General features: G+C 71.6%; 24 protein-coding genes. 18 read left to right on the top strand and 6 right to left on the bottom strand.

All coding sequences use genetic code 11. From position 1 onward, the window contains the following. The first annotated feature begins 124 nt into the window (after nucleotides 1-124). Both ftsY and GH740_RS09615 read left to right on the top strand, forming a co-directional pair. Nucleotides 125-994: a signal recognition particle-docking protein FtsY gene (gene ftsY / locus GH740_RS09620; RefSeq protein WP_153745892.1), complete on the top strand. Its 870-nt coding sequence runs from the start codon at nucleotides 125-127 to the stop codon at nucleotides 992-994. Between the two features lie 45 nt (nucleotides 995-1,039). Next, nucleotides 1,040-1,540, top strand: a complete 501-nt coding sequence (locus GH740_RS09615; RefSeq protein WP_153745891.1) for a DUF2004 domain-containing protein — start codon at nucleotides 1,040-1,042, stop codon at nucleotides 1,538-1,540. Nucleotide 1,541: 1 nt separating this feature from the next. Here GH740_RS09615 and lipA read toward each other — a convergent pair whose 3' ends face one another. Both lipA and lipB read right to left on the bottom strand, forming a co-directional pair. Continuing rightward, nucleotides 1,542-2,531: a lipoyl synthase gene (lipA, locus tag GH740_RS09610; protein ID WP_367641456.1), complete on the bottom strand. Its 990-nt coding sequence runs from the start codon at nucleotides 2,529-2,531 to the stop codon at nucleotides 1,542-1,544. 5 nt (nucleotides 2,532-2,536) lie between these two features. After that, a complete protein-coding gene (gene lipB, locus GH740_RS09605) occupies nucleotides 2,537-3,175 on the bottom strand; it encodes a lipoyl(octanoyl) transferase LipB (RefSeq protein ID WP_367641337.1) in 639 nt (212 codons plus the stop codon). Between the two features lie 88 nt (nucleotides 3,176-3,263). On the opposite strand from lipB, the gene GH740_RS09600 reads away from it, so the two are divergent. Next, nucleotides 3,264-4,241: a TetR family transcriptional regulator gene (locus tag GH740_RS09600; protein ID WP_153745890.1), complete on the top strand. Its 978-nt coding sequence runs from the start codon at nucleotides 3,264-3,266 to the stop codon at nucleotides 4,239-4,241. Between the two features lie 224 nt (nucleotides 4,242-4,465). Further along, nucleotides 4,466-6,007 (top strand): signal recognition particle protein, encoded by a 1,542-nt coding sequence (gene ffh / locus GH740_RS09595; protein ID WP_153745889.1) that lies wholly within the window; start codon nucleotides 4,466-4,468, stop codon nucleotides 6,005-6,007. Between the two features lie 3 nt (nucleotides 6,008-6,010). On the opposite strand, the gene GH740_RS09590 is transcribed toward ffh, so the two are convergent. Beyond that, entirely contained in the window at nucleotides 6,011-6,667 is a 657-nt protein-coding gene (locus GH740_RS09590; RefSeq protein ID WP_367641334.1) for a response regulator, read from the bottom strand. Further along, complete coding sequence (locus GH740_RS09585) at nucleotides 6,664-7,830, bottom strand: sensor histidine kinase (RefSeq protein WP_153745888.1); 1,167 nt, start codon at nucleotides 7,828-7,830, stop codon at nucleotides 6,664-6,666. The genes GH740_RS09590 and GH740_RS09585 overlap by 4 nt, the downstream gene beginning before the upstream one ends. A gap of 166 nt (nucleotides 7,831-7,996) precedes the next feature. On the opposite strand from GH740_RS09585, the gene GH740_RS09580 reads away from it, so the two are divergent. From GH740_RS09580 to trmD, 5 genes are all read left to right on the top strand, one after another. Next, on the top strand, nucleotides 7,997-8,665 hold the full coding sequence (locus GH740_RS09580) for a hypothetical protein (RefSeq protein WP_153745887.1): 669 nt from the start codon (nucleotides 7,997-7,999) through the stop codon (nucleotides 8,663-8,665). 192 nt (nucleotides 8,666-8,857) lie between these two features. Further along, nucleotides 8,858-9,277: a 30S ribosomal protein S16 gene (gene rpsP / locus GH740_RS09575; RefSeq protein ID WP_367641331.1), complete on the top strand. Its 420-nt coding sequence runs from the start codon at nucleotides 8,858-8,860 to the stop codon at nucleotides 9,275-9,277. A 5-nt stretch (nucleotides 9,278-9,282) separates the two neighbouring features. Continuing rightward, nucleotides 9,283-9,513 (top strand): RNA-binding protein, encoded by a 231-nt coding sequence (locus GH740_RS09570; protein WP_367641329.1) that lies wholly within the window; start codon nucleotides 9,283-9,285, stop codon nucleotides 9,511-9,513. A 1-nt stretch (nucleotide 9,514) separates the two neighbouring features. Continuing rightward, nucleotides 9,515-10,165 carry a ribosome maturation factor RimM gene (gene rimM, locus GH740_RS09565; protein ID WP_153745886.1) on the top strand — a complete coding sequence of 217 codons (651 nt, stop codon included), beginning with the start codon at nucleotides 9,515-9,517 and terminating at the stop codon, nucleotides 10,163-10,165. After that, nucleotides 10,165-10,857, top strand: a complete 693-nt coding sequence (gene trmD / locus GH740_RS09560; protein ID WP_153745885.1) for a tRNA (guanosine(37)-N1)-methyltransferase TrmD — start codon at nucleotides 10,165-10,167, stop codon at nucleotides 10,855-10,857. Before rimM ends, trmD begins: the two co-directional genes overlap by 1 nt. Before the next feature lie 8 nt (nucleotides 10,858-10,865). Here the strand turns inward: trmD and GH740_RS09555 are convergent, their stop codons facing one another. After that, nucleotides 10,866-11,792 carry an NADP-dependent oxidoreductase gene (locus tag GH740_RS09555; RefSeq protein ID WP_172978344.1) on the bottom strand — a complete coding sequence of 309 codons (927 nt, stop codon included), beginning with the start codon at nucleotides 11,790-11,792 and terminating at the stop codon, nucleotides 10,866-10,868. Nucleotides 11,793-11,809: 17 nt separating this feature from the next. Then, nucleotides 11,810-12,592, bottom strand: coding sequence for a type I methionyl aminopeptidase (gene map / locus GH740_RS09550; protein ID WP_153745883.1), 783 nt, complete (start codon nucleotides 12,590-12,592; stop codon nucleotides 11,810-11,812). 98 nt (nucleotides 12,593-12,690) lie between these two features. Here map and GH740_RS09545 point away from each other — a divergent pair, with 98 nt between their 5' ends. From GH740_RS09545 to GH740_RS09505, 9 genes are all read left to right on the top strand, one after another. Next, nucleotides 12,691-13,203, top strand: a complete 513-nt coding sequence (locus GH740_RS09545; protein ID WP_153745882.1) for an MFS transporter permease — start codon at nucleotides 12,691-12,693, stop codon at nucleotides 13,201-13,203. 166 nt (nucleotides 13,204-13,369) lie between these two features. Then, nucleotides 13,370-13,717, top strand: coding sequence for a 50S ribosomal protein L19 (rplS, locus tag GH740_RS09540; protein WP_153746033.1), 348 nt, complete (start codon nucleotides 13,370-13,372; stop codon nucleotides 13,715-13,717). Between the two features lie 103 nt (nucleotides 13,718-13,820). Continuing rightward, nucleotides 13,821-14,576 (top strand): signal peptidase I, encoded by a 756-nt coding sequence (gene lepB, locus GH740_RS09535; RefSeq protein WP_153745881.1) that lies wholly within the window; start codon nucleotides 13,821-13,823, stop codon nucleotides 14,574-14,576. Beyond that, the gene (locus GH740_RS13885) at nucleotides 14,573-15,232 is read left to right on the top strand and encodes a ribonuclease HII (protein WP_367641325.1); all 660 of its coding nucleotides are present in this window, start codon (nucleotides 14,573-14,575) and stop codon (nucleotides 15,230-15,232) included. Before lepB ends, GH740_RS13885 begins: the two co-directional genes overlap by 4 nt. A gap of 45 nt (nucleotides 15,233-15,277) precedes the next feature. Then, entirely contained in the window at nucleotides 15,278-15,598 is a 321-nt protein-coding gene (locus tag GH740_RS09525) for a DUF2469 family protein (protein ID WP_153745880.1), read from the top strand. A 107-nt stretch (nucleotides 15,599-15,705) separates the two neighbouring features. Then, nucleotides 15,706-16,074 (top strand): YraN family protein, encoded by a 369-nt coding sequence (locus GH740_RS09520; RefSeq protein ID WP_153745879.1) that lies wholly within the window; start codon nucleotides 15,706-15,708, stop codon nucleotides 16,072-16,074. Continuing rightward, nucleotides 16,065-17,594: a YifB family Mg chelatase-like AAA ATPase gene (locus tag GH740_RS09515; protein ID WP_153745878.1), complete on the top strand. Its 1,530-nt coding sequence runs from the start codon at nucleotides 16,065-16,067 to the stop codon at nucleotides 17,592-17,594. Before GH740_RS09520 ends, GH740_RS09515 begins: the two co-directional genes overlap by 10 nt. Next, nucleotides 17,591-18,811 carry a DNA-processing protein DprA gene (dprA, locus tag GH740_RS09510; protein ID WP_153745877.1) on the top strand — a complete coding sequence of 407 codons (1,221 nt, stop codon included), beginning with the start codon at nucleotides 17,591-17,593 and terminating at the stop codon, nucleotides 18,809-18,811. The genes GH740_RS09515 and dprA overlap by 4 nt, the downstream gene beginning before the upstream one ends. A 16-nt stretch (nucleotides 18,812-18,827) precedes the next feature. Next, nucleotides 18,828-19,733 carry a tyrosine recombinase XerC gene (locus GH740_RS09505; RefSeq protein WP_153745876.1) on the top strand — a complete coding sequence of 302 codons (906 nt, stop codon included), beginning with the start codon at nucleotides 18,828-18,830 and terminating at the stop codon, nucleotides 19,731-19,733.

The raw sequence follows: 19,733 nt of genomic DNA, 5'->3' as shown, positions 1-19,733 counted from the left end.
TGCAGTTCGCGGCATCCGCTGCGCTGATCGGTGGCGCGGATGCCGGAATGTGGCGCGGTCCTGTGACGCGGCGTCGCGAACGCCACCGCACGGCGGCGCGCGGCCCGCCCCGTAGGCTGGGGGCATGGCGGAGAAGTGGTCCCTGGGGCGCGCGCTGCGCGGCATGTTCGTCAAGCCCGTGATCGACGACTCGACCTGGGATGACCTTGAGACGGCGCTGCTGACGGCCGACTTCGGCCCCGACATCACCGAGCGCATCGTCGGCGACCTGCGAGCGAAGGTCGACCAGTACCACACCACCGATCCGGGGGACCTGCAGCGGATGCTGAAGGAGACCCTCGAGGAGCACTTCGCCCGTTTCGACACGACGCTCAAGCTCACCGAGCGCCCGGCCGTCGTGCTCGTGGTCGGCGTCAACGGCGTCGGCAAGACCACGACGATCGGCAAGTTCGCGAAGTTCCTGCAGCGCTACGAGCGCTCCGTCGTCGTGGGCGCCGCCGACACGTTCCGCGCCGCCGCCGTCGACCAGCTGGCCACATGGGCCGACCGTGCGGGCGCGGCGATAGTCCGTCCCCAGCAGGAGGGTCAGGATCCGGCATCCGTCGCATTCCAGACGATCGAGTACGCGAAGAACCACGGCACCGAGATCGTCATCGTCGACACCGCGGGGCGCCTGCACACCAAGGGCGGCCTGATGGACGAGCTGACCAAGATCCGGCGCGTGATCGAGAAGCTCGCGCCGATCAGCGAGGTGCTGCTGGTCCTGGATGCCACCACCGGGCAGAACGGGGTGATGCAGGCGCAGGCGTTCCTCGAGCACGCCGGTGTCACCGGTCTCGTGCTCACGAAACTCGACGGATCGGCCAAGGGCGGCTTCGTGCTGGCGGTCCAGGAGCGGACCGGCATCCCGGTCAAACTCCTCGGCCAGGGCGAGGGGATCGGCGATCTCACCGGGTTCACGCCGCACGTTTTCGCGGCATCCCTGGTCGAATAGGCGCGCGGTCTACCGGATCGACCGGGACCCTGGTTTCATAAGGGCATGGCCATCGAACACGACTACTTCGGACTCCTCGAATCCGGCCCCGACGGTTCGATCTTCTGGTCCGAGACGATTGAGCTGGGCGATCAGGCCGTTTCCGTGGACCTCACCGCGCCTGACGAACACGACGTCTCGCGGGCGGCTCTGGATGTCGCGGCGGCCATGATCACGTCGCTCGAATCGCTCGACCAGGCCGCCCGCAATGCGATGCTCGCCGAACTCGACGACCGCACCAGCGAGGTCATCGAGTACATCCTCCAACAGCAGCAGACGCTGGGGGCCGACCTCGAGGACATGCTCGTGGACATCTCCGGCGACACCCACGTCGACATCATCCGCTCGCTGCGCCTGATGAGCATGACGATCCTCGCCGACGAGCACGGCGGCAGCGAGCCGTTCGCCGTGCTCGAGTACGCCTTGGACCCGGACAGCACCGACGAGGTGCTGCTGGTGAACCTCGACACGGACGGCGACGTCCAGTCCGTCACGAGCGCAGACTGAGTCACACCGCCTGCGCGAAGCCCCGTTCGGCGTGCACGTCGGCGGCGATGTGCGCGAGGTGCTCCGGGATGTCGCGGCCCTTCGAGATCATCGACTGCGCCCACAGGCGCCCGGCCCGGTACGACGAGCGCACGAGCGGGCCGGCCAGCACGCCGAGGAAGCCGATGCCCTCTGCCGCCTGCTTGTAGGCGACGAACTCGTCCGGCTTCACCCAGCGTGCCACCGGCAGGTGCCGGGGGGAGGGACGCAGGTACTGCGTGATCGTGATGATGTCGCATCCCGCGTCGTGCAGATCCTGCAGGGCCTGCTCGACCTCGGCGGGGACCTCGCCCATGCCCAGGATCAGGTTCGACTTCGTGATGAGGCCCGCCGCGCGCGCCTGCGCGAGCACGTCCAAGGAGCGCTCGTAGGAGAACGCCGGCCGCACCCGCTTGAACAGGCGCGGGACGGTCTCGACGTTGTGTGCGAACACCTCGGGGCGCGCGCCGAACACCTCGCCCAAGAGTTCGGGGCGTCCGTTGAAGTCGGTGGCCAGCAGCTCGACGCCGGTTCCGGGGTTGACCGCGTGGATCCGCCGGACGGTTTCCGCGTTCAGCCACGCGCCGCCGTCGGGCAGGTCGTCGCGCGCCACGCATGTCACGGTCGCATAGCGCAGGCCCATCCGCTGCACGCTCTCGGCGACCCGGCGCGGCTCGTCCGTGTCGTACGCGGCGGGCTTGCCGGTGTCGATCTGGCAGAAGTCGCATCGTCTGGTGCATTGCGAGCCGCCGATGAGGAACGTGGCCTCGCGGTCCTCCCAGCATTCGTAGATGTTGGGGCAGCCGGCCTCCTGGCACACCGTGTGCAGCCCCTCGTCCCTCACGAGGTGCTGCAGCTGCGTGTACTGGGGACCCATCCTGGCCTTCGTGCGGATCCATTCGGGCTTGCGCTCGATGGGGGTCTGCGCGTTGCGGACCTCCAGGCGCAGCAGGCGCCGCCCGTCCGGGTGCACCGCGCTCACGCCGCGACTCCCGCGTATTCGGCGGCGAACGCGGCGGCGACGATGTCGAGGATGTCGGCGGGCGCGACATCCCGCCCCACCACCTCGCTGACGGTCGTCACCCCGGCATCCGTGATCCCGCACGGGATGATGCCGCGGAAGCCCGCGAGCGTGTTGTCGCAGTTGACGGCGAAGCCGTGCATCGTGACGCCCTTCTCGACCCGCACGCCGATCGCCGCGATCTTGTCCTCGGACAGCGGGCGGCGCACCCACACACCGCTGCGCCCGGCGACCTGGTGGCCGGTGACGCCGTGCCGGGCGAGGACGTCGATGAGGACGCGCTCGATGCGCCGGACATGCGCCACGACGTCGACCGGTTCGCGCAGGCGCACGATGGGGTAGCCGACGAGCTGTCCGGGACCGTGCCACGTGATCTTCCCGCCGCGATCGACGTCGATCACCTCGGTTCCGTCCTCGGGGCGCTCGTGCGGCTCCGTGCGCTTGCCGGCCGTGTAGACGGGCTCGTGCTCGAGCACGATGAGCGTGTCCGGGCGGACGCCGCGCACGACGTCGTCGTGGATGCGCCGCTGCAGCGCCCAGCCGTCCCGGTACGGGACGAAGGTCGGTGCGAGACCGGCGTTCAGGATGGCGAGCACGACTCCTCCTCAATATTGTTGAATGCCGTCCAACAATACGCATCCGGAGCGGCGGCCGCACGCCGCGGCGCGCCTCTACGCTGAGATCATGGCTGCAGAGTCCGATTCCCGCGCCGGCCGGCCCCGTGCATCGTCCCGGGAGACCCTCGCCGAGGCGGCGTGCGAGCTGTTCTTGGAGCAGGGCTACGACGCGACATCCGTCGCCGACATCACGCGACGGGCGGGCGTGAGCCGCTCGAGTTTCTTCAACTACTTCTCCGCCAAGGGGGATATCTTCTGGGCGGCGTTCGACGAGCGAATCGCGGATGTCGAGGGGCGGCTGGACGTCGCGGCCGACGCGGTCGCGACAGTGCTCGCGGATGCCCTCGCGGGCTTCGTGCCAGACAGCCTCGCGCTGGCCGTCGTGAACGCGCAGGTGATGGGCATCGACACGGAGCTCGCGCGGGAGGCCGCGGTGCGAAGGACGCGTCTGGGCGATGCGGTCACGGCCCGACTCGTTCGCGACGGCGCCGATCCGCTTCGCGCGGCGATCTGCGGCGCCGCGTATGCCGCGGCCGTGTTGGCGGCGCTGTGGTCGTGGGCACGGGAGGGCGCGGGACGCGCTCCGCTGGAGCCGATCCTTCAGCGCGCGCTGGCCATGGTTCCGGCGGTAGTGCCCGAGGGGCGCGTGTCGCAGCTGCGCGTGGTCGTGCGGGCGGATGACCTGGATGCCGCTCTCGCGGTGTACCGCGACGCGCTCGGCCTCACCGAACAGGAGTCATACGCCGGCGACGACGGCGCGCGCGTCGTGATCCTCGGCGCGGGGCGTGCGACGCTCGAGCTGTCCAACCCGGAACAGGTGCGGTTCATCGACCGCGTGGAGACCGACGGAGTGACGAGCCCCGGCATCCGGCTCGCGTTCGAGGTCGCCGACACCGCCGCGGAGACGTCCCGTCTGGCGGATGCGGGGGCGGAGGTCCTCGCGTCGGCCCGCGAGACGCCGTGGCGCTCGGTCAATGCGCGCCTGGCGGGCCCGGCGGATCTGCAGTTCACGCTGTTCCAGGAGCTCGGCCCGGCCGAGGGGTGACGCGCGCGCCCCGCGCGTGGCCGGTCGCGTCGCAGAAGATGCGGGTTGGGGTGCCGCTATGCCGCATGTTGTGCGACAGCACGCGCACCGTGTCGCAGGAGATGCGGGTGCGGATGCCGCTATCCCGCATATTGTGCGACCCGAGGTCGCGGCACGTCGCACCGCGCCACGGACATCCCGGCCGGGGCGGTCCGCGGCATCCCCTCACGTAGAATCGGGGGATCATGGCTACTTTCGGCACGCTCTCCGACCGGCTCACCGAGACTTTCCGGAACCTCCGCACCAAGGGCAAGCTGTCGCCCGCCGACGTCGACGGCACCGTCCGTGAGATCCGTCGCGCCCTGCTGGACGCGGATGTCGCGCTGACCGTCGTCAAGGACTTCACCGCGAAGGTGCGCGAGCGCGCTCTCGGCGACGAGGTGAACCGCGCGCTGAACCCCGCGCAGCAGGTCGTGCAGATTGTGAACGAGGAGCTCGTCGCCATCCTCGGCGGCCAGCAGCGGCGGCTGCAGTTCGCGAAGAACCCGCCGACCGTGATCATGCTCGCGGGGCTGCAGGGGTCGGGCAAGACGACGTTCGCCGGCAAGCTCGCCCGCCAGCTGGAGAAGGACGGGCACACCCCGCTCCTGGTGGCCGCGGACCTGCAGCGCCCGAACGCCGTCAACCAGCTCCAGGTGGTGGCCCAGCAGGCCGGCGCCGCCATCTACGCGCCGCAGCCGGGCAACGGCGTCGGCGACCCCGTCCAGGTCGCCCGCGACGGCGTCGAGCAGGCACGCCGCGCGCAGCACGACATCGTCATCATCGACACCGCTGGGCGGCTCGGCGTCGACGCCGAGCTGATGGCGCAGGCCGCCGACATCCGCACCGCCACCGACCCCGACGAGGTGCTGTTCGTCATCGACGCGATGATCGGACAGGATGCCGTGAACACCGCCCGGGCGTTCCAGGACGGCGTGGACTTCACCGGGGTCGTCCTGTCCAAGCTCGACGGCGACGCCCGCGGCGGCGCCGCACTGTCGGTCGCCTCGATCACGGGCCGGCCGATCATCTACGCATCCACCGGCGAGGGGCTGGACGACCTCGAGGCGTTCCACCCCGACCGGATGGCCAGCCGCATCCTCGACCTCGGCGACATCCTCACCCTCATCGAACAGGCCCAGCAGGCGTTCGACGAGGATGAGGCGCGCAAGGTCGCCGACAAGCTGGCGACCGAGCAGTTCACGCTCGAGGACTTCCTCGAGCAGATGCAGCAGATGCGCAAAATGGGCTCGATGAAGAAGATGCTCGGGATGCTGCCGGGCATGGGCCAGATGAAGCAGCAGCTCGAAGACTTCGACGAGCGCGAGATCGACCGCACCGAGGCCATCATCCGGTCGATGACGCCCTCCGAGCGGCGGAACACGAAGCTCCTGAACGGCTCGCGACGACTGCGCATCGCCCGAGGGTCCGGGATGACCGTGACCGATGTCAACCAGCTCGTCCAGCGCTTCGACCAGGCCGCGAAGATGATGAAGACGGTCGCCCGCGGCGGCGTCCCCAACATCCCCGGCATGGGCGCGATGGGCAAGCCGGGCGCGTCCAGCAAGCGCGGCAAGCAGCAGAAGAAGAAGGGCTCGCGCTCCGGCAACCCCGCCAAGCGCGCGGCCGAGAACGCCGGGGTGGCGCCGGCGGCGGAGCCCACGGGATCCGGCTTCGGGCTGGCCGGGACGAAGGCGCCGACCGCATCCGACCTCGCCGACCTGCAGAAGATGCTCGGCAACCGCTGAGCCTCATTCACCAGGACGCACGAAGCCCGTCTCATAGGCGAGCACGACCGCCTGGACGCGATCTCGCACGCCGAGCTTCGTGAGGATCCGTGCCACGTGCGTCTTCACGGTTGCCTCGCCGACGAACAGGCTGGCCGCAACCTCCGCGTTGGACAACCCCCGGGTGAGCAGCCGCAACACCTCGCCCTCGCGATCGCTCAGCGCCGCGAACGCGCGCCTCGCCGCGGGATCCCGGGATGCCGGCGGCGCGTACCGTTCGATCAGGCGGCGCGTGATCGCCGGAGCCAGAAGTGCGTCGCCGTCGGCCACCTGGCGGATCGCCGACACCAGCTGCGCGCGCGGAGCGTCCTTGAGCAGGAACCCTGCCGCCCCCGCCCGCAGCGACTCGTACACGTATTGGTCGGCGTCGAACGTGGTCAAGATCAGCACGCGCGCCGCGCTGCCGTCGGCGACGAGCCGGCGCGTCGCCTCGATCCCGTCGACCCCCGGCATCCTGATGTCCATCAGCACGACGTCGGGCCGCCGCTCGCGGGCCAGGCGCACGCAGACGGCGCCGTCGTCTGCTTCGCCGACCACCTCCATCCCCGGTTCCATCTCGAGGATGAGCCGGAAGCCGGTGCGCACGAGCTGCTGGTCGTCCGCGATCAACACGCGGGTCACGGCGCCTCCGCCGGAACGGGGACGGGCAGCGGGATGTCGACGTCGACGGCGAAGCCGCCGTCGGGCGTGGGCGCTGCCGTGACGCGCCCGCCGACGCCGAGCACGCGCTCGTGCAGACCGGTCAACCCGTATCCCGCCGCAAGGCCGACGCGCTCCGGGCTCGTCGCGGCGGTGTTGCGCACGGCGATGTGAAGGCTCCGCTCGCGCTGGGCGATCGTCACCGCGGCATGGGAGCCGGGGGCATGCGTCAGGATGTTCGTCAGCGACTCCTGGACGACCCGGTAGGCGACGAGGTCGATCGCCGCGGGAACAGGTCCCGCTGTCAGCTGCACCGCCAGGTCAACATCGACGCCGGTCGCACGGGCGGTGTCGACGAGGGCGTCCACGGCGGACAAGCCGGGGGAGCGGGTGCCGGGAAGGTCGGCATCGTCCCCGCGCAGCAGATCCAGGAGCGATCGGATCTCGGCCAGCGCGCGGCGCGCCGTCGCGCCGATCACGCGGATCGGCGCGACGGCGCGGTCGGCGTCGGTCGCGATGGCGGCTTCCGCGGCGTCTGACTGCACGGCGATGACGGCGAGGCTGTGTGCCACGACGTCGTGGAGCTCCCGCGCGATCCGCACGCGCTCCTGCGCGGTGGCCAGGCGCGCGGCGTCGCGCTGTCGCCGCTCGGCCGTGTGCACGCGGCGACGCCAATACCGGCTCGCTCGGCCGAGCAGCCAGAGACCGCCGAACAGCAGGACGATGAAAAGGAAGTCGACGCCGTCGTCCAGACGCTCCTGCACGAGCAGCGCCGCCATGAACACGGCGCCCACGAGAGCGGCCCTGCCTTCCGGATTGTGCGCGGCCAGTGAATACATCGCTATCGCATACACCACGAGCGACCACAGCGAACCCGGCGCCGACGCCAGCAGCGTCTGCGCGACGCCCGTGACGACGAGCAGGGCGATGCACAGGATCGGCGCGCGCACCCTCCACGCCACGGCGAGCGTGGAGACGACAGCCACCGGCACCGTCACCGCGACAGGCCCCTCGTCGGGATTGCCGGTGAGGACGCTGGCCACCGCTATCAGGCAGAGCGCGAGCGCGAGCGCGACGTCCAGCGCTGGCAGACCCGCGACGGCGCGGCCCTGCAGTCGACGCAGCGCTGCGCTCGCGCGGTTCATGCGGCCACTCTAGTGCGGCACCCCGCCCGCACACGTCCACCGAAAGGATGACTGCGGTCACCCGGGCTGCGGACCGGAATCCCCCCGGTTCCGGACGCGGGGCGGGTGCGCGCCGCGACACCGTTGCAGGTGGACACACGTCCGCCACGATCAAAGGAGACCCATCATGTCGCACACCACACGCGCCCGCATCGCCGCCACCACCGCGCTGTCCGCGGGCGTGCTCAGCCTGATCGCCACCACCGTCCTGCAATGGAGTGTCCAGCCCGCAGGAGCGAACCCAACCCCGGCGGATGTCGCCGCCCAGTTCCCGGCCGTGTGGTCGGTCATGGGGCTGCTCGCCGTGTTCGGACCCGTGCTGTGGCTGGCCGCCGTCCCCGCGATGCGCATGCCGGGGCGAGGAGGCGTGCTGACCGCAGTCGGCGCAGGCGTCACCGGGCTCGGACTGGCCGCCGGGATCGCCCACCTCGCGCTGTTCTTCGGCCTGTTCGGCACCATCGCGGCGGCGGGCGTCGGCGAAGCGGACGCCGCGCGGCTTGGGGCCGGCTCCGACGCGGACCTGCTCACCGGCGTACTCCTGTACGTCTTCCTCGTCGCATTCGCGGTGGGACCGATCCTGCTGACCCTCGGGCTGCGGATCTCCCGAATCGTCGCCGTCTGGGTGCCGGTGGCGGCACTTGTCACCGCCGTCGCGAGCATGCTCGGCGGCCCGATCGCCGGAGCCGTGCAACTGATCGCGCTGGCGGCGACCTGGGCGCCCGTCGCGGTCGCGATCCTGCGCGGTGCGCGCTCCCTGCCGGCCGCCGTAGCGGTCGGCGCGACAACGACGGCATGAGCGCCGGACGACGGATGCCGGGCGACGCGCGCGCCGGTTCGCGGCATCCGTCGTCATCTGGCAGAATTGACCGTTGGGACGCCGCCCGACCCTCTATCCGGCACGCGCCCCCCGATCTCGAGCTTCCGCCGGGTGTGCACCCCACGCTCCAGGCGACTGGTTCATCGTTTCCCACACACATTCAGGAGAATCGTGGCTGTCAAGATCCGTCTCAAGCGGCTCGGCAAGATCCGTGCCCCGTACTACCGCATCGTCGTCGCCGACTCGCGCACCAAGCGCGACGGACGCGTCATCGAGGAGATCGGCAAGTACCACCCCACCGAGGAGCCCTCGTTCATCGAGGTGGACTCGGCGCGCGCCCGGTACTGGCTCGGCGTCGGCGCGCAGCCGACCGAGCAGGTCCTCGCCATCCTCAAGCTGACCGGCGACTGGGGCGCCTTCAAGGGCGAGGCGAACGCGACCTCGACCGTCAAGGTCAAGGAGGAGAAGGTCGCCTTCTCGGCCGACGACGCCAAGAAGTCCGTGATCAAGCCCAAGGCCGAGAAGAAGAAGGCCGACGCCGAGGCACCCGCGTCCGACGCCGGGGCCGACGCCCCGGCCGACGCCGAGTAATCGTCGTGCTGGCCGCTGCGCTCGAGCACATCGTCAAGGGGATCGTGGATCACCCCGACGATGTGCGCATCGATGAGTCCACGTCGCCGCGCGGCGACGTGCTCGAAGTCCACGTGCACCCCGACGACCGGGGGCGCGTGATCGGACGCAGCGGTCGCACTGCGAAGGCACTGCGGACGCTGATCTCGGCCCTCGCCGACGGTCGGCGTGTCCGCGTCGACGTCGCGGACGACTGAGATGACCTCGCCGGACGGGCCCGACGGCGCCGCGGCGTCCGCGCGGCCCCCGAAGAAGCGGACCCCCAAGCCCGCCGGCACGCAGCTGCGCGTCGCCCGCCTGCTGAAGGCGCACGGGCTCAAGGGCGCGCTCAAGCTCGAGCTGTACACCGACGATCCGGACGGCCGGTTCGTGCCGGGCGCGACGTTCACGCTGCAGGTGCCGGAATCGTCGCCGTGGCACGGGAAGAGCCTCACGGTGCGCGAGTTCCGCTGGATGAACTCCCACCCTGTGGCGTTCTTCGAGGGCGTCGCGGATCGCACCGCCGCCGAGGAGCTCGTCAAGGCGATCCTCTGGGTCGACGCCGACCCCACCGAGGCGGCCGAGGACGACGCCTGGTACGACCACCAACTGATCGGCCTGGACGTGCAGCGCGACGGTGTCAGCGTCGGCCGCGTCATCCGCGTCGACCACCTCCCCGCCCAGGACCTGCTGATAGTCCGGCACGAGGACCGCGAAGTGCTGGTCCCATTCGTGAAGGCCATCGTCCCGGAGGTGGATGTCGTGGTCGGCCGCGTGGTGGTCACCCCGCCGGCCGGTCTTTTCGAGGACCTTCCCGCCGACGACGCCTCCGGGCGGGGCGAGGGCGGGGCGACCGCGCAGGACGACTGATGCGCATCGACATCGTCACCATCTTCCCCGCATTCTTCGACGTGCTCGAGGTCTCGCTGCTGGGCCGGGCCCGCGCGACGGGCCTGCTCGACGTGCGCGTGCACGACCTGCGCGACTGGACGCACGACCGGCACCGCACCGTGGACGACACCCCCTACGGCGGCGGGGCGGGCATGGTCATGAAGCCCGAGCCGTGGGGGGAGGCGCTGGATGCCGTCGCCGCCGGCGACGCGCGGCCGACGATGGTGTTCCCGTCGCCCGCCGGCGAGGTCTTCACGCAGGCCACCGCACGCCAACTCAGCACCCGCGAGCACCTGGTCTTCGGCTGCGGCCGCTATGAGGGCATCGACGAGCGGGTCTTCGACTACGCCGCCGAGCTCGGCGAGGTGCGCCTGCTCAGCCTCGGTGACTACGTGCTGAACGGCGGAGAGGTCGCCGCGATGGCCATGGTGGAGGCCGTCGCCCGGCTCATCCCGGGTGTCGTCGGCAATCCCGACAGCCTCGTCGAGGAGTCGCACGAGGACGGCCTGCTCGAGTACCCCAGCTACACGAAGCCTTCGCTGTGGAGGGACCGGGCGGTCCCGCCGATCCTGCTCAGCGGAAACCACGGCGCGGTGGACGCGTGGCGCCGCGGTCAGCAGGAGGAGCGCACCCGCGCGCGGCGCCCGGATCTTCTCGGCCCCGACGACTGAGTCTGCGGTCAGGGGATCAGGGCGAGCTTGCCTCCGGGATGCCCGTGCTGCAGGAACCGGAGTGCTTCGTGCGCGTCATCGAACGGGAATGTCCGGGAGACCGGGACGACGAGGTCGCCGGCGGCCGCCGCGGCGATCAGCGCACGCCGTGCGCCATCGCGGAACGCCCTGCTGGCGGGCATCGCGCTGCCGATAGCGGTGAAGCCCGCGGCATCCGTCCGTGGTCCACGCACTATTGTGACCGCGCGCGCCGGATACCGCAGGACCGCCGTCGACACGTCCACCGCCTCGTCGGTGCCGGCGGTGTCCAGGACCGCGTCGACGCCGTCCGGCGCGAGGGCCCGCACGCGCTGCTCGAGCCCGGGCCCGTAGGCCACCGGCTCGGCCCCGAAGCTGCGGAGCCGGTCGAAGCTGGAAAGGCTCGCGGTGCCGATCACCCGTGCGCCGCGGGCCCGGGCCTGCTGGATGGCGCTGACGCCGACGGCGCCGGACGCGCCGTGGATCAGCACGGCATCGCCCGTGCCGACGGCCGTGACGTGGAGCATCTCGGCGGCGGTCGTCCCCGCCAGCAGCAGGTTCGCCGCCTCGGCGAAGGACAGGTTCGCGGGCTTGCCGAACACGTCGGCCGCCGGCACCGTGACGGCGGTCGCGTACCCGCCGCTGATCCGGAACGCGAGCACGTCGGTGCCGACCGCCGCCTCGCCGGTCGCTATCGTCGTGTCCGGTCCGAGGGCCGTGAGCGTGCCCGCCACTTCGTAGCCGAGCCCGATCGGGAACGCGTCAGCACGGGACAGATGCTTGTAGTCGGCGGGGTTCATGCCCACCGCGTGCACCGCTATCGTCACCTCGCCGGCCGCCGGAACCGGCGGCTCGGTCTCCACCCGCTCGAGGACCTCGATGCCGCCCGCGCGGGGCGCGATCCATCTGTACGCCATGACCCCAGTCAAGCAGGTCAGGCGACGCCGAGGAACGACCGGTCGGTCAGGACGACGGGACCGTCCGCGGTGACCGCTATCGTGTGCTCGGAGTGCGCGCCGCGGGAGCCGTCGGCGCTGCGCAGCGTCCACCCGTCCGGGTCCGTGATCAGCTCGTCGGTGGTCGCCAGGAACCACGGCTCGATCGCTATCACGAGCCCCTCCCGCAGCGGGTAGCCGCGGCCCGGACGCCCGTCGTTGGCCACGTGCGGATCGCCGTGCATGATGTGCCCGACACCGTGCCCGCCGAAGTCGGTGTTTATCGAATAGCCGTCCGCCCGGGCGATGTCCCCGATCGCGGCGGAGATGTCCCCGATCCGGTTGTCGGTCGTGGCCGCGGCGATGGCGGCATCCAGCGCCCGCTGGGTCGTGTCGATCAGGGCGAGGTCCTCGTCGCGGGGTGTGCCGACCACGAACGAGACCGCCGAGTCGGCGACCCACCCGTCGATCGACACTGCGAAGTCGAGGGAGACCAAGTCGCCGTCGCGCAGCACGTAGTCGTGGGGGAGACCGTGCAGCACCGCGTCGTTGACGGATGTGCAGATGACCTTGCCGAACGGGCTGGCGCCGAACGACGGGTGGTAGTCGATGTAGCAGGACTGCGCGCCCGCACGCCGGATCATCTCGTGCGCGCGCCGATCGATGGCGAGCAGGTTCGTGCCCACCCGGGTCTCGTCGCGGAGTGTGGCCAGAGCCTCCGCCACAAAGCGACCCGCGGGCCGCATCGCCTCGATCTCGGCGGGCGTGCGCAACTCGATCATCGTCTTCCTCTCGTTCCTTCCATTCTCGCGGATGCGGCGGCCCGGTGCCGGGCGGGCGGGCACATCTGCGGCACAGGGAAGCGGCGTACCATCGGGGCATGTGGTTGCGACGTGGCTTCTTCCACTGGCTGCTGCCGGCGGCGATCATTCTGCCGGTGTGGCTGGTGGTGGGCTGGGCGATCTTCAGCGCCAGCGGCTGGGCCCTGTTCGGGGTGCTCCTCATCGCCGGTCCCTCGGTCCTGGTGGGCGAGCTGATCGCGGCGCTCCTGATCCGTGCGCGCCCGATCGTGCGCAGGCAGCGCGCCGTCTCCTGGTGGGACGTCCTGGCGATCACCGTGTGGCACGGGCTGGTGATCCTGTTCGGATGCTTCATCGAGAACGCTTTCGCCCTGATCCTCGCCCTCGCTGTCCTCGCGTTCCTGGGCCTGGTCTGGTCGTCGCTGTGGCAACTGTGGCGTGAGGCGCGCGGATCGTTCGCGCGGATGGCGCCGGGCGTCGGCCCCGCCGAGCTGCCCGGCGACGAGACGCTCGCGGAGCGGGCACGCCGGCACGCCGACGTGATCGTGGTCAACGAGGTCGGGCGCCCCGGCGACGGGCGCAACGTGCACTGACGTCGTTTTGGCGCGTCCCGGCATCCGTGGCAGAATGGATGCTTGTGCTCGCGCACCGGCTCTGCCTCAGGGGAGCCCGCGCATCCCTCGGATGACGCAGCGGGCGCCGATCCTCGTATCCCACCATTTCGCGGTCGACCTGTGGCGGCCGCAGAGAGACACGATCATGCAGATCCTCGACGTCGTCGACGCGGCATCGCTCCGCTCCGACATCCCCGCATTCCACGCCGGTGACACCGTGAAGGTGCACGTGAACATCACGGAAGGCAGCCGCAGCCGCATCCAGGTCTTCCAGGGCGTGGTCATCGGCCGTTCCGGTGACGGTGTGCGCGAGACCTTCACGGTCCGCAAGATCAGCTTCCAGGTGGGCGTGGAGCGCACGTTCCCGGTGCACAGCCCGGTGATCGACCGTATCGAGGTCGTCACCCGCGGCGACGTGCGCCGCGCCAAGCTCTACTACCTGCGCAACCTCCGTGGCAAGAAGGCCAAGATCAAGGAGAAGCGCGAGCGCTGACAGGCCTCGTGACGACGCCCCGCGGCGGTGTGCCGCGGGGCGTCGTCCTTTTCGACGTCCGGAATGTGCGACGCTGTAGTGTGCGATCGTCGAAGGGCCTGGAATGACCGACCACTCCGCTCCCGCGGCGACACGCGACCGTCCCGTCCGCCGCCGCGGAGCGCTGACGTTCCTGCGCGACGTCGTCGTGATCATCGTCATCGCGCTGATGGTGTCGTTCCTGGTCAAGACGTTCCTTGTCCGCTCGTTCTACATCCCCTCCGGGTCGATGGAGAACACGCTGCAGATCAACGACCGGATCCTCGTCGACGAGATGACGCCCCGGTTCACCGGCTATCAGCGCGGCGACGTCGTCGTATTCCGCGACCCGGGCGGATGGCTGCCGGTGACATCCGGGGCGGACCCGCGGCCGTGGCCGGTCGCCGCAGCGGACTGGGTGCTGTCGCTGGTCGGCCTGTCCGCGCCGGACAGCGACGACCACCTCATCAAGCGCGTGATAGGCCTGCCCGGCGACCACGTCGTCTGCTGCAACGCGCTCGGCCAGGTCACCGTGAACGGCGTGCCCGTCGACGAGTCCGCGTTCGTCAAGCTGCAGCCCGGCGAGACCGCGCCGGAGGTTGTCCCCTTCGACGTGACGGTCCCGGCCGATTCGCTGTGGGTCCTCGGCGACAACCGCGATCGGTCGCGCGACTCCCGCTACAACCAGAACCAGCCCGGAAAGGGCTTCGTGCCGATGGACAACGTCGTGGGACGCGCGTTCGTCATCACGTGGCCGTTCGGCCGGTTCGGTCTCATCGACTTCCATCACGGCGTGTTCGCCGGCATCCCCGAATCCGCCGGAGCCGGGACATCGCCGTGACCGTCGTCGAGCCCCGGCTCACCCTCGAGCGGCGGCTGCTGCGCGAGCGCACGCTGCTGATAGCGTGCGACGAGGTGGGCCGCGGCGCCCTGGCCGGCCCCGTCGCCGTCGGCGCCGTCGCCATCGATGCGCGCGCCGCGAGGCGCCGGATCCCCGCCGGACTGCGGGACTCCAAACTCGTCCCCGAGAAGCGGCGGGCGGATGTCGCGCAGCGGGCGATCGACTGGGTCGGTGCCCACGCCATCGGCTACGCGTCCGCCGCCGAGATCGACGAGGTCGGGATCATCCGGGCCCTCGGCACCGCGGCGCTGCGCGCCATCGACCAGCTGCGCTCGTTCGGCGTCGTCCCCGAGGACGCCTCGATCCTGCTGGACGGGAACCACGACTACATCTCGCCCGCGGGCGGGGCCGGACTGTCGATCCGTGTGCAGATAAAGGCAGACCGGGACTGCGCGAGCGCCGCGGCGGCATCCGTGATAGCGAAGGTCGCCCGGGACGCGCTCATGGTGACACTGCACGACGAGCACCCGGCCTACGAATGGGCGCACAACAAGGGATACGCGAGCATCGCCCACCGCACCGCCATCCGCGAGTACGGCCTGAGCCCCTACCACCGCTCGTCCTGGGCGATCGCCGATGCGCCGACCCTGTTCTGAGCCGGCGGGCGGGCCGCGACCCGGCCGCGCCTAGGATGGGACATCATGGACGATGACTTCGACGACTACGACCGCGAGCTCGAGCTGGCGCTGTACCGCGAGTATCGCGACGTCGTCGCGCAGTTCCAGTACGTCATCGAGACCGAGCGGCGGTTCTACCTCGCCAACGAGGTGAACGTCGTCCGGCGCGACACCGAGCACGACTTCTACTTCGAGATCACGATGACCGACGTGTGGGTGTGGGACATCTACCGCGCCGACCGGTTCGTCAAGTCCGTGCGCGTGCTCACGTTCAAGGACGTGAACGTGGAGGAGCTGCAGCGCCGCGACCTGCACCTTCCCGAAGAGCTCTCGCTCGACTCCTGAGCATCACCGCCTCCCCAGACCCTCCGATGTCGGCGTTTCGGCCGGACTTCCCACAGATGTCGTGACGGCCCCGCGGCACGGGCCGCGCACGCGTCAGCATGCTGTGCATGGCAGCGAAGGACGAGTTCGGCAGAGCGGGCGAGCAGCGCGCCGCCGCGCACCTGCGGGCGCGCGGGTTCGACGTCCTCGACCGCAACTGGCGGACCGCCGGCGGTGAGGTGGATGTCGTCGCACGGCGTGCCGACGCCCTCGTCTTCGTCGAGGTGAAGACCCGCACCACCGACGGCTTCGGGGACCCGCTGGAGGCCGTCGACGCGCGCAAACGCGCGCGGCTGTGGCGCCTCGCGAACGCGTGGTGCGCGCAGCATCCGGAGCTCGCGCGCGGGAGAGCGCGCCGGTTGGACGTGATCGGCATCACCGGCGCCGACCCGGCCACCGCCCGCCTGGAGCACGTCGAGGACGTGCCATGGGCGTGATGCGCACGTGGGCTGTCGCGCTGTCGGGCCTGGAGGGCACCCTGGTCGAGGTCGAGGCCGACCTGACCCATCAGCTGCCGGAGTTCCACATCATCGGCCTGCCCGACAAAGCGCTCGGCGAGGCCACGCAGCGGATCCGCAACGCGAGCGAGAACAGCGGACTGGCCCTGCCCAAGCGCCGGCTCACCGTCAACCTGTCCCCGGCGAGTCTGCCCAAGCAGGGGTCGGGCTTCGATCTGGCCATCGCGGTGGCGGCGCTGGGCACCGCGGGCGGGATGGATGCCGCGTCCATCGCCGCGACCGCGCATATCGGCGAGCTGGGGCTCGACGGCCGGCTGCGCCCCGTCCCCGGCGTGCTGCCGGCGGTGCGCGCCGCGGCCCGCGCGGGGGTGCGACGGGTCGTGGTGCCGTGGGCGAACCGCGCCGAAGCGGAGCTCGTGACGGGCGTGCAGGTCACCGGGGCGGTGTGCCTGGCCGACGTCGCCCGGCTGCACGGCGCAGACGTGGAAGAGCTGCCGCCGCTGGAGCCGGTCGCCGCCGCCGCCGACGACCGCCCGCCCGGCGAGCCGATGGATCTGGCGGAGGTGATCGGTCAGGAGGCGGGCGTCGAGGCGCTGATCGTCGCCGCCGCCGGCGGGCATCATCTGCTGATGACGGGCCCGCCGGGGGCCGGCAAGACGATGCTCGCTCGGCGGCTGCCGGGGATCCTGCCCGAACTCGACGACGAAGCGGCCCTGATCGCCGCATCCATCCGGTCGCTCGGCGGAACGGCGGTCACCCGGCTGGACCGGACACCGCCGTTCGAGGCCCCGCACCACAGCGCCAGTGTGGCCGCGCTGGTGGGCGGCGGGTCGCGGATCGTCCGCCCCGGCGCCATCGTCCGTGCGAGCGAAGGCGTCCTGTTCCTCGACGAAGCCGCAGAGCACCGCGCGGGCACGCTGGACGCGCTGCGCCAGCCGCTGGAGACGGGCAGCATCGTCATCCACCGGGCCGGGTTCACGGCGTCCTTCCCCGCGCGGTTCCAGCTGGTGCTCGCGACGAATCCCTGTCCCTGCGGCAACTACGGGGTGCGCGGGGCCGTCTGCACCTGCCCGCCGATAGCGATCCGGCGGTATCTGGGGCGGCTGTCCGGCCCGCTCCTGGACCGGATCGACATCGAGGTCACCGTGGAGCGGGTGTCGGTGGCGCACGCCGACCGGGGACGCCCGAGCGTGACCACGGCGCAGGCGCGTCAGCGGGTGATCGAGGCGCGTGCGCGTGCCGCGGCGCGGCTGCGGGACACGCCCTGGCGGCTGAACTCGCAGGTGTCCGGAGGCTGGCTGCGGCAGGGGCCGGTCACACCCCCGCCGATCGTCCGCCGGCCGCTGGACGCGGCCCTGCACCGCGGCTCGCTCACGCTGCGCAGCTATGACCGCGTGCTCCGCGTCGCGTGGTCGCTGGCCGACCTCGCCGGCGACGACCGCCTCGGGCCCGACCACATCGGGCGGGCCCTTTACCTGAAGAAGGGGATACCCATATGAGCGCCTTCCACTGGGATGCCGCCGCCGTCCGGGCGGTGGTCCCGCTGCGCCCCGACGGCACGCCACGATCGGTTGCGGATCACGAGCGCGCGTACGCCGCCGCCGTGTGGAGCTGCCTTGCGGAGCCCGGGGACGCCGTCGCGGGAGCGCTGATCGACGCACTCGGGCCCGACGACGCGCTGCGCGAAGTGATCGCCGGGTGCCGTGGCACGCTTGCAGCCGACGCCGCCGGCATCCCACCCGACGAACTGCGGGCCGGGGTGCGCCGGTGGCAGCCGCGGCTGGAGGCAGAGTCGATAGCCTTCGCGCTGCACCTCGCAGTCAGCGCCGGCGTCCACCTGGTGACTCCCGACGACGACTGCTGGCCGGCCGCCCTGGACGACCTGGGCCCGCACGCGCCGGTGGCGCTGTGGGTGCGGGGCGATCCCGCGGTGCTGACCAGGCTGGACCCCGCGATAGCCCTCGTGGGCGCGCGTGCGGCCACCGGCTACGGGGAGCACATCGCGGAGGAGTTCGCCGCCGACCTGGCAGGGAGAGGCGTCGCCGTGGTCTCCGGCGCGGCCTACGGCATCGACGGCGCCGCCCACCGTGCGGCCCTCGCCGCCGGCGGCATCACCGTGGCGCTGCTGGCCGGGGGCGTCGATCGTCCCTACCCCGCGGGACACACCGACCTGCTGCGGCGGATCGCCGCGTCCGGCGCGGTGCTCGGCGAGGTCCCGTGCGGGTCCGCACCCACGCGATGGAGGTTCTTGCAGCGCAACCGGCTCATCGCCGCGCTCGGCGACGCCACCGTGGTGATCGAAGCGGGGTGGCGCAGTGGATCACTGAACACCGCGGGACACGCGGCGACGCTGGGGCGCCCGCTGGGCGCGGTCCCGGGTCCGGTGACCAGCGGGTCATCAGCAGGCTGCCATCGGCTGCTGCGCGAGTTCGACGCGCGCTGCGTCACCACATCGGACGAGGCCGCGGAGCTGCTCGGCCTGGACGCCGCGCACGGGAGCGAACGCGAGGAGCGCGAGGACGACCGGACCGGCGAGCGGACCCGGGTCAGCGACGCTCTCAGCGCCCGCGCCTGGCGGACCGTCGACGACGTCGCCAGGCGCAGCGGGATGGCCACGGCGCAGGTGCGCGCACACCTGGGCATGATGGCGCTGGAGGGCGTCGCCGCGAACGAGGGCGCGCGGTGGCGGCGCGTCGTGGCGGGCGCCGGCGACTGACCGGCATCCTGGAGGCATGAGGATCGGGGACGCGGCCGACGCGTACGCGCGCCACCTCGCCGACGTGCGCCGCCTGTCGCCGGCGACTGTGCGGGCGTACCGATCGGACCTCGCAGACCTCGCCGCGTCCGTGCATGACGCGCCGCTGACCGAGATCGACCTCGAGGCGCTGCGCGAATGGCTGTGGCAGGCCACCCGCCGCGGTGACGCGCGCTCCACCATCGCCCGGCGCACCGCCGCGGTGCGCGGATTCTTCTCCTGGGCGCACGAGAGCGGAAGAGTGCCCGTCGACCCCGCGGTCCGGCTCGTCTCACCCAAGCGCGGACGCACACTGCCGAAGGTCGCCACCGCCGACGGCATGGCTGGGCTCTTGGACGCTGCGGCGGCGACCGCGGCAGGGGGGGATCCGCTCGCGCTGCGCGACCACGCGATGCTCGAGCTGCTGTACGGCGCGGCCCTGCGCGTCTCGGAGCTGTGCGGGATGGATGTGGACGCGCTGGACCGTCAGGCGCGCACCGTCCGCGTGCTCGGCAAGGGCGGGAAGGAGCGGGTCGTGCCCTACGGGCTGCCGGCCGCACGCGCCCTGGACGCCTACCTCGTCCGCGCGCGGCCGACGTTGGCCGCCGACGGGAGCGGTGGGCGGGCGCTGTTCCTCGGCGCCCGCGGCGGTCCCATCGGCCCCCGCACCGTATACGCCGTCGTGTCCCGCATGCTCGGCCCGGTCGTCGGCGCGCCCACCGTCGGCCCGCACGCGCTGCGCCACTCCGCCGCCACGCATCTGCTGGATGGCGGAGCGGATCTGCGCACGGTGCAGGAGATGCTCGGGCACGCGAGCCTGGGCACGACCCAGATCTACACTCACGTCTCCAGCGAGCGGCTCCTGAGCAGCTACCGCCTCGCGCACCCGCGCGCCGAGAAGTGA

The sequence above is a fragment of the Microbacterium sp. SYP-A9085 genome (assembly GCF_009649635.1).
In the GTDB taxonomy this organism is placed as follows: domain Bacteria; phylum Actinomycetota; class Actinomycetes; order Actinomycetales; family Microbacteriaceae; genus Microbacterium.
This window is presented reverse-complemented; position numbering and strand designations above follow the sequence as displayed.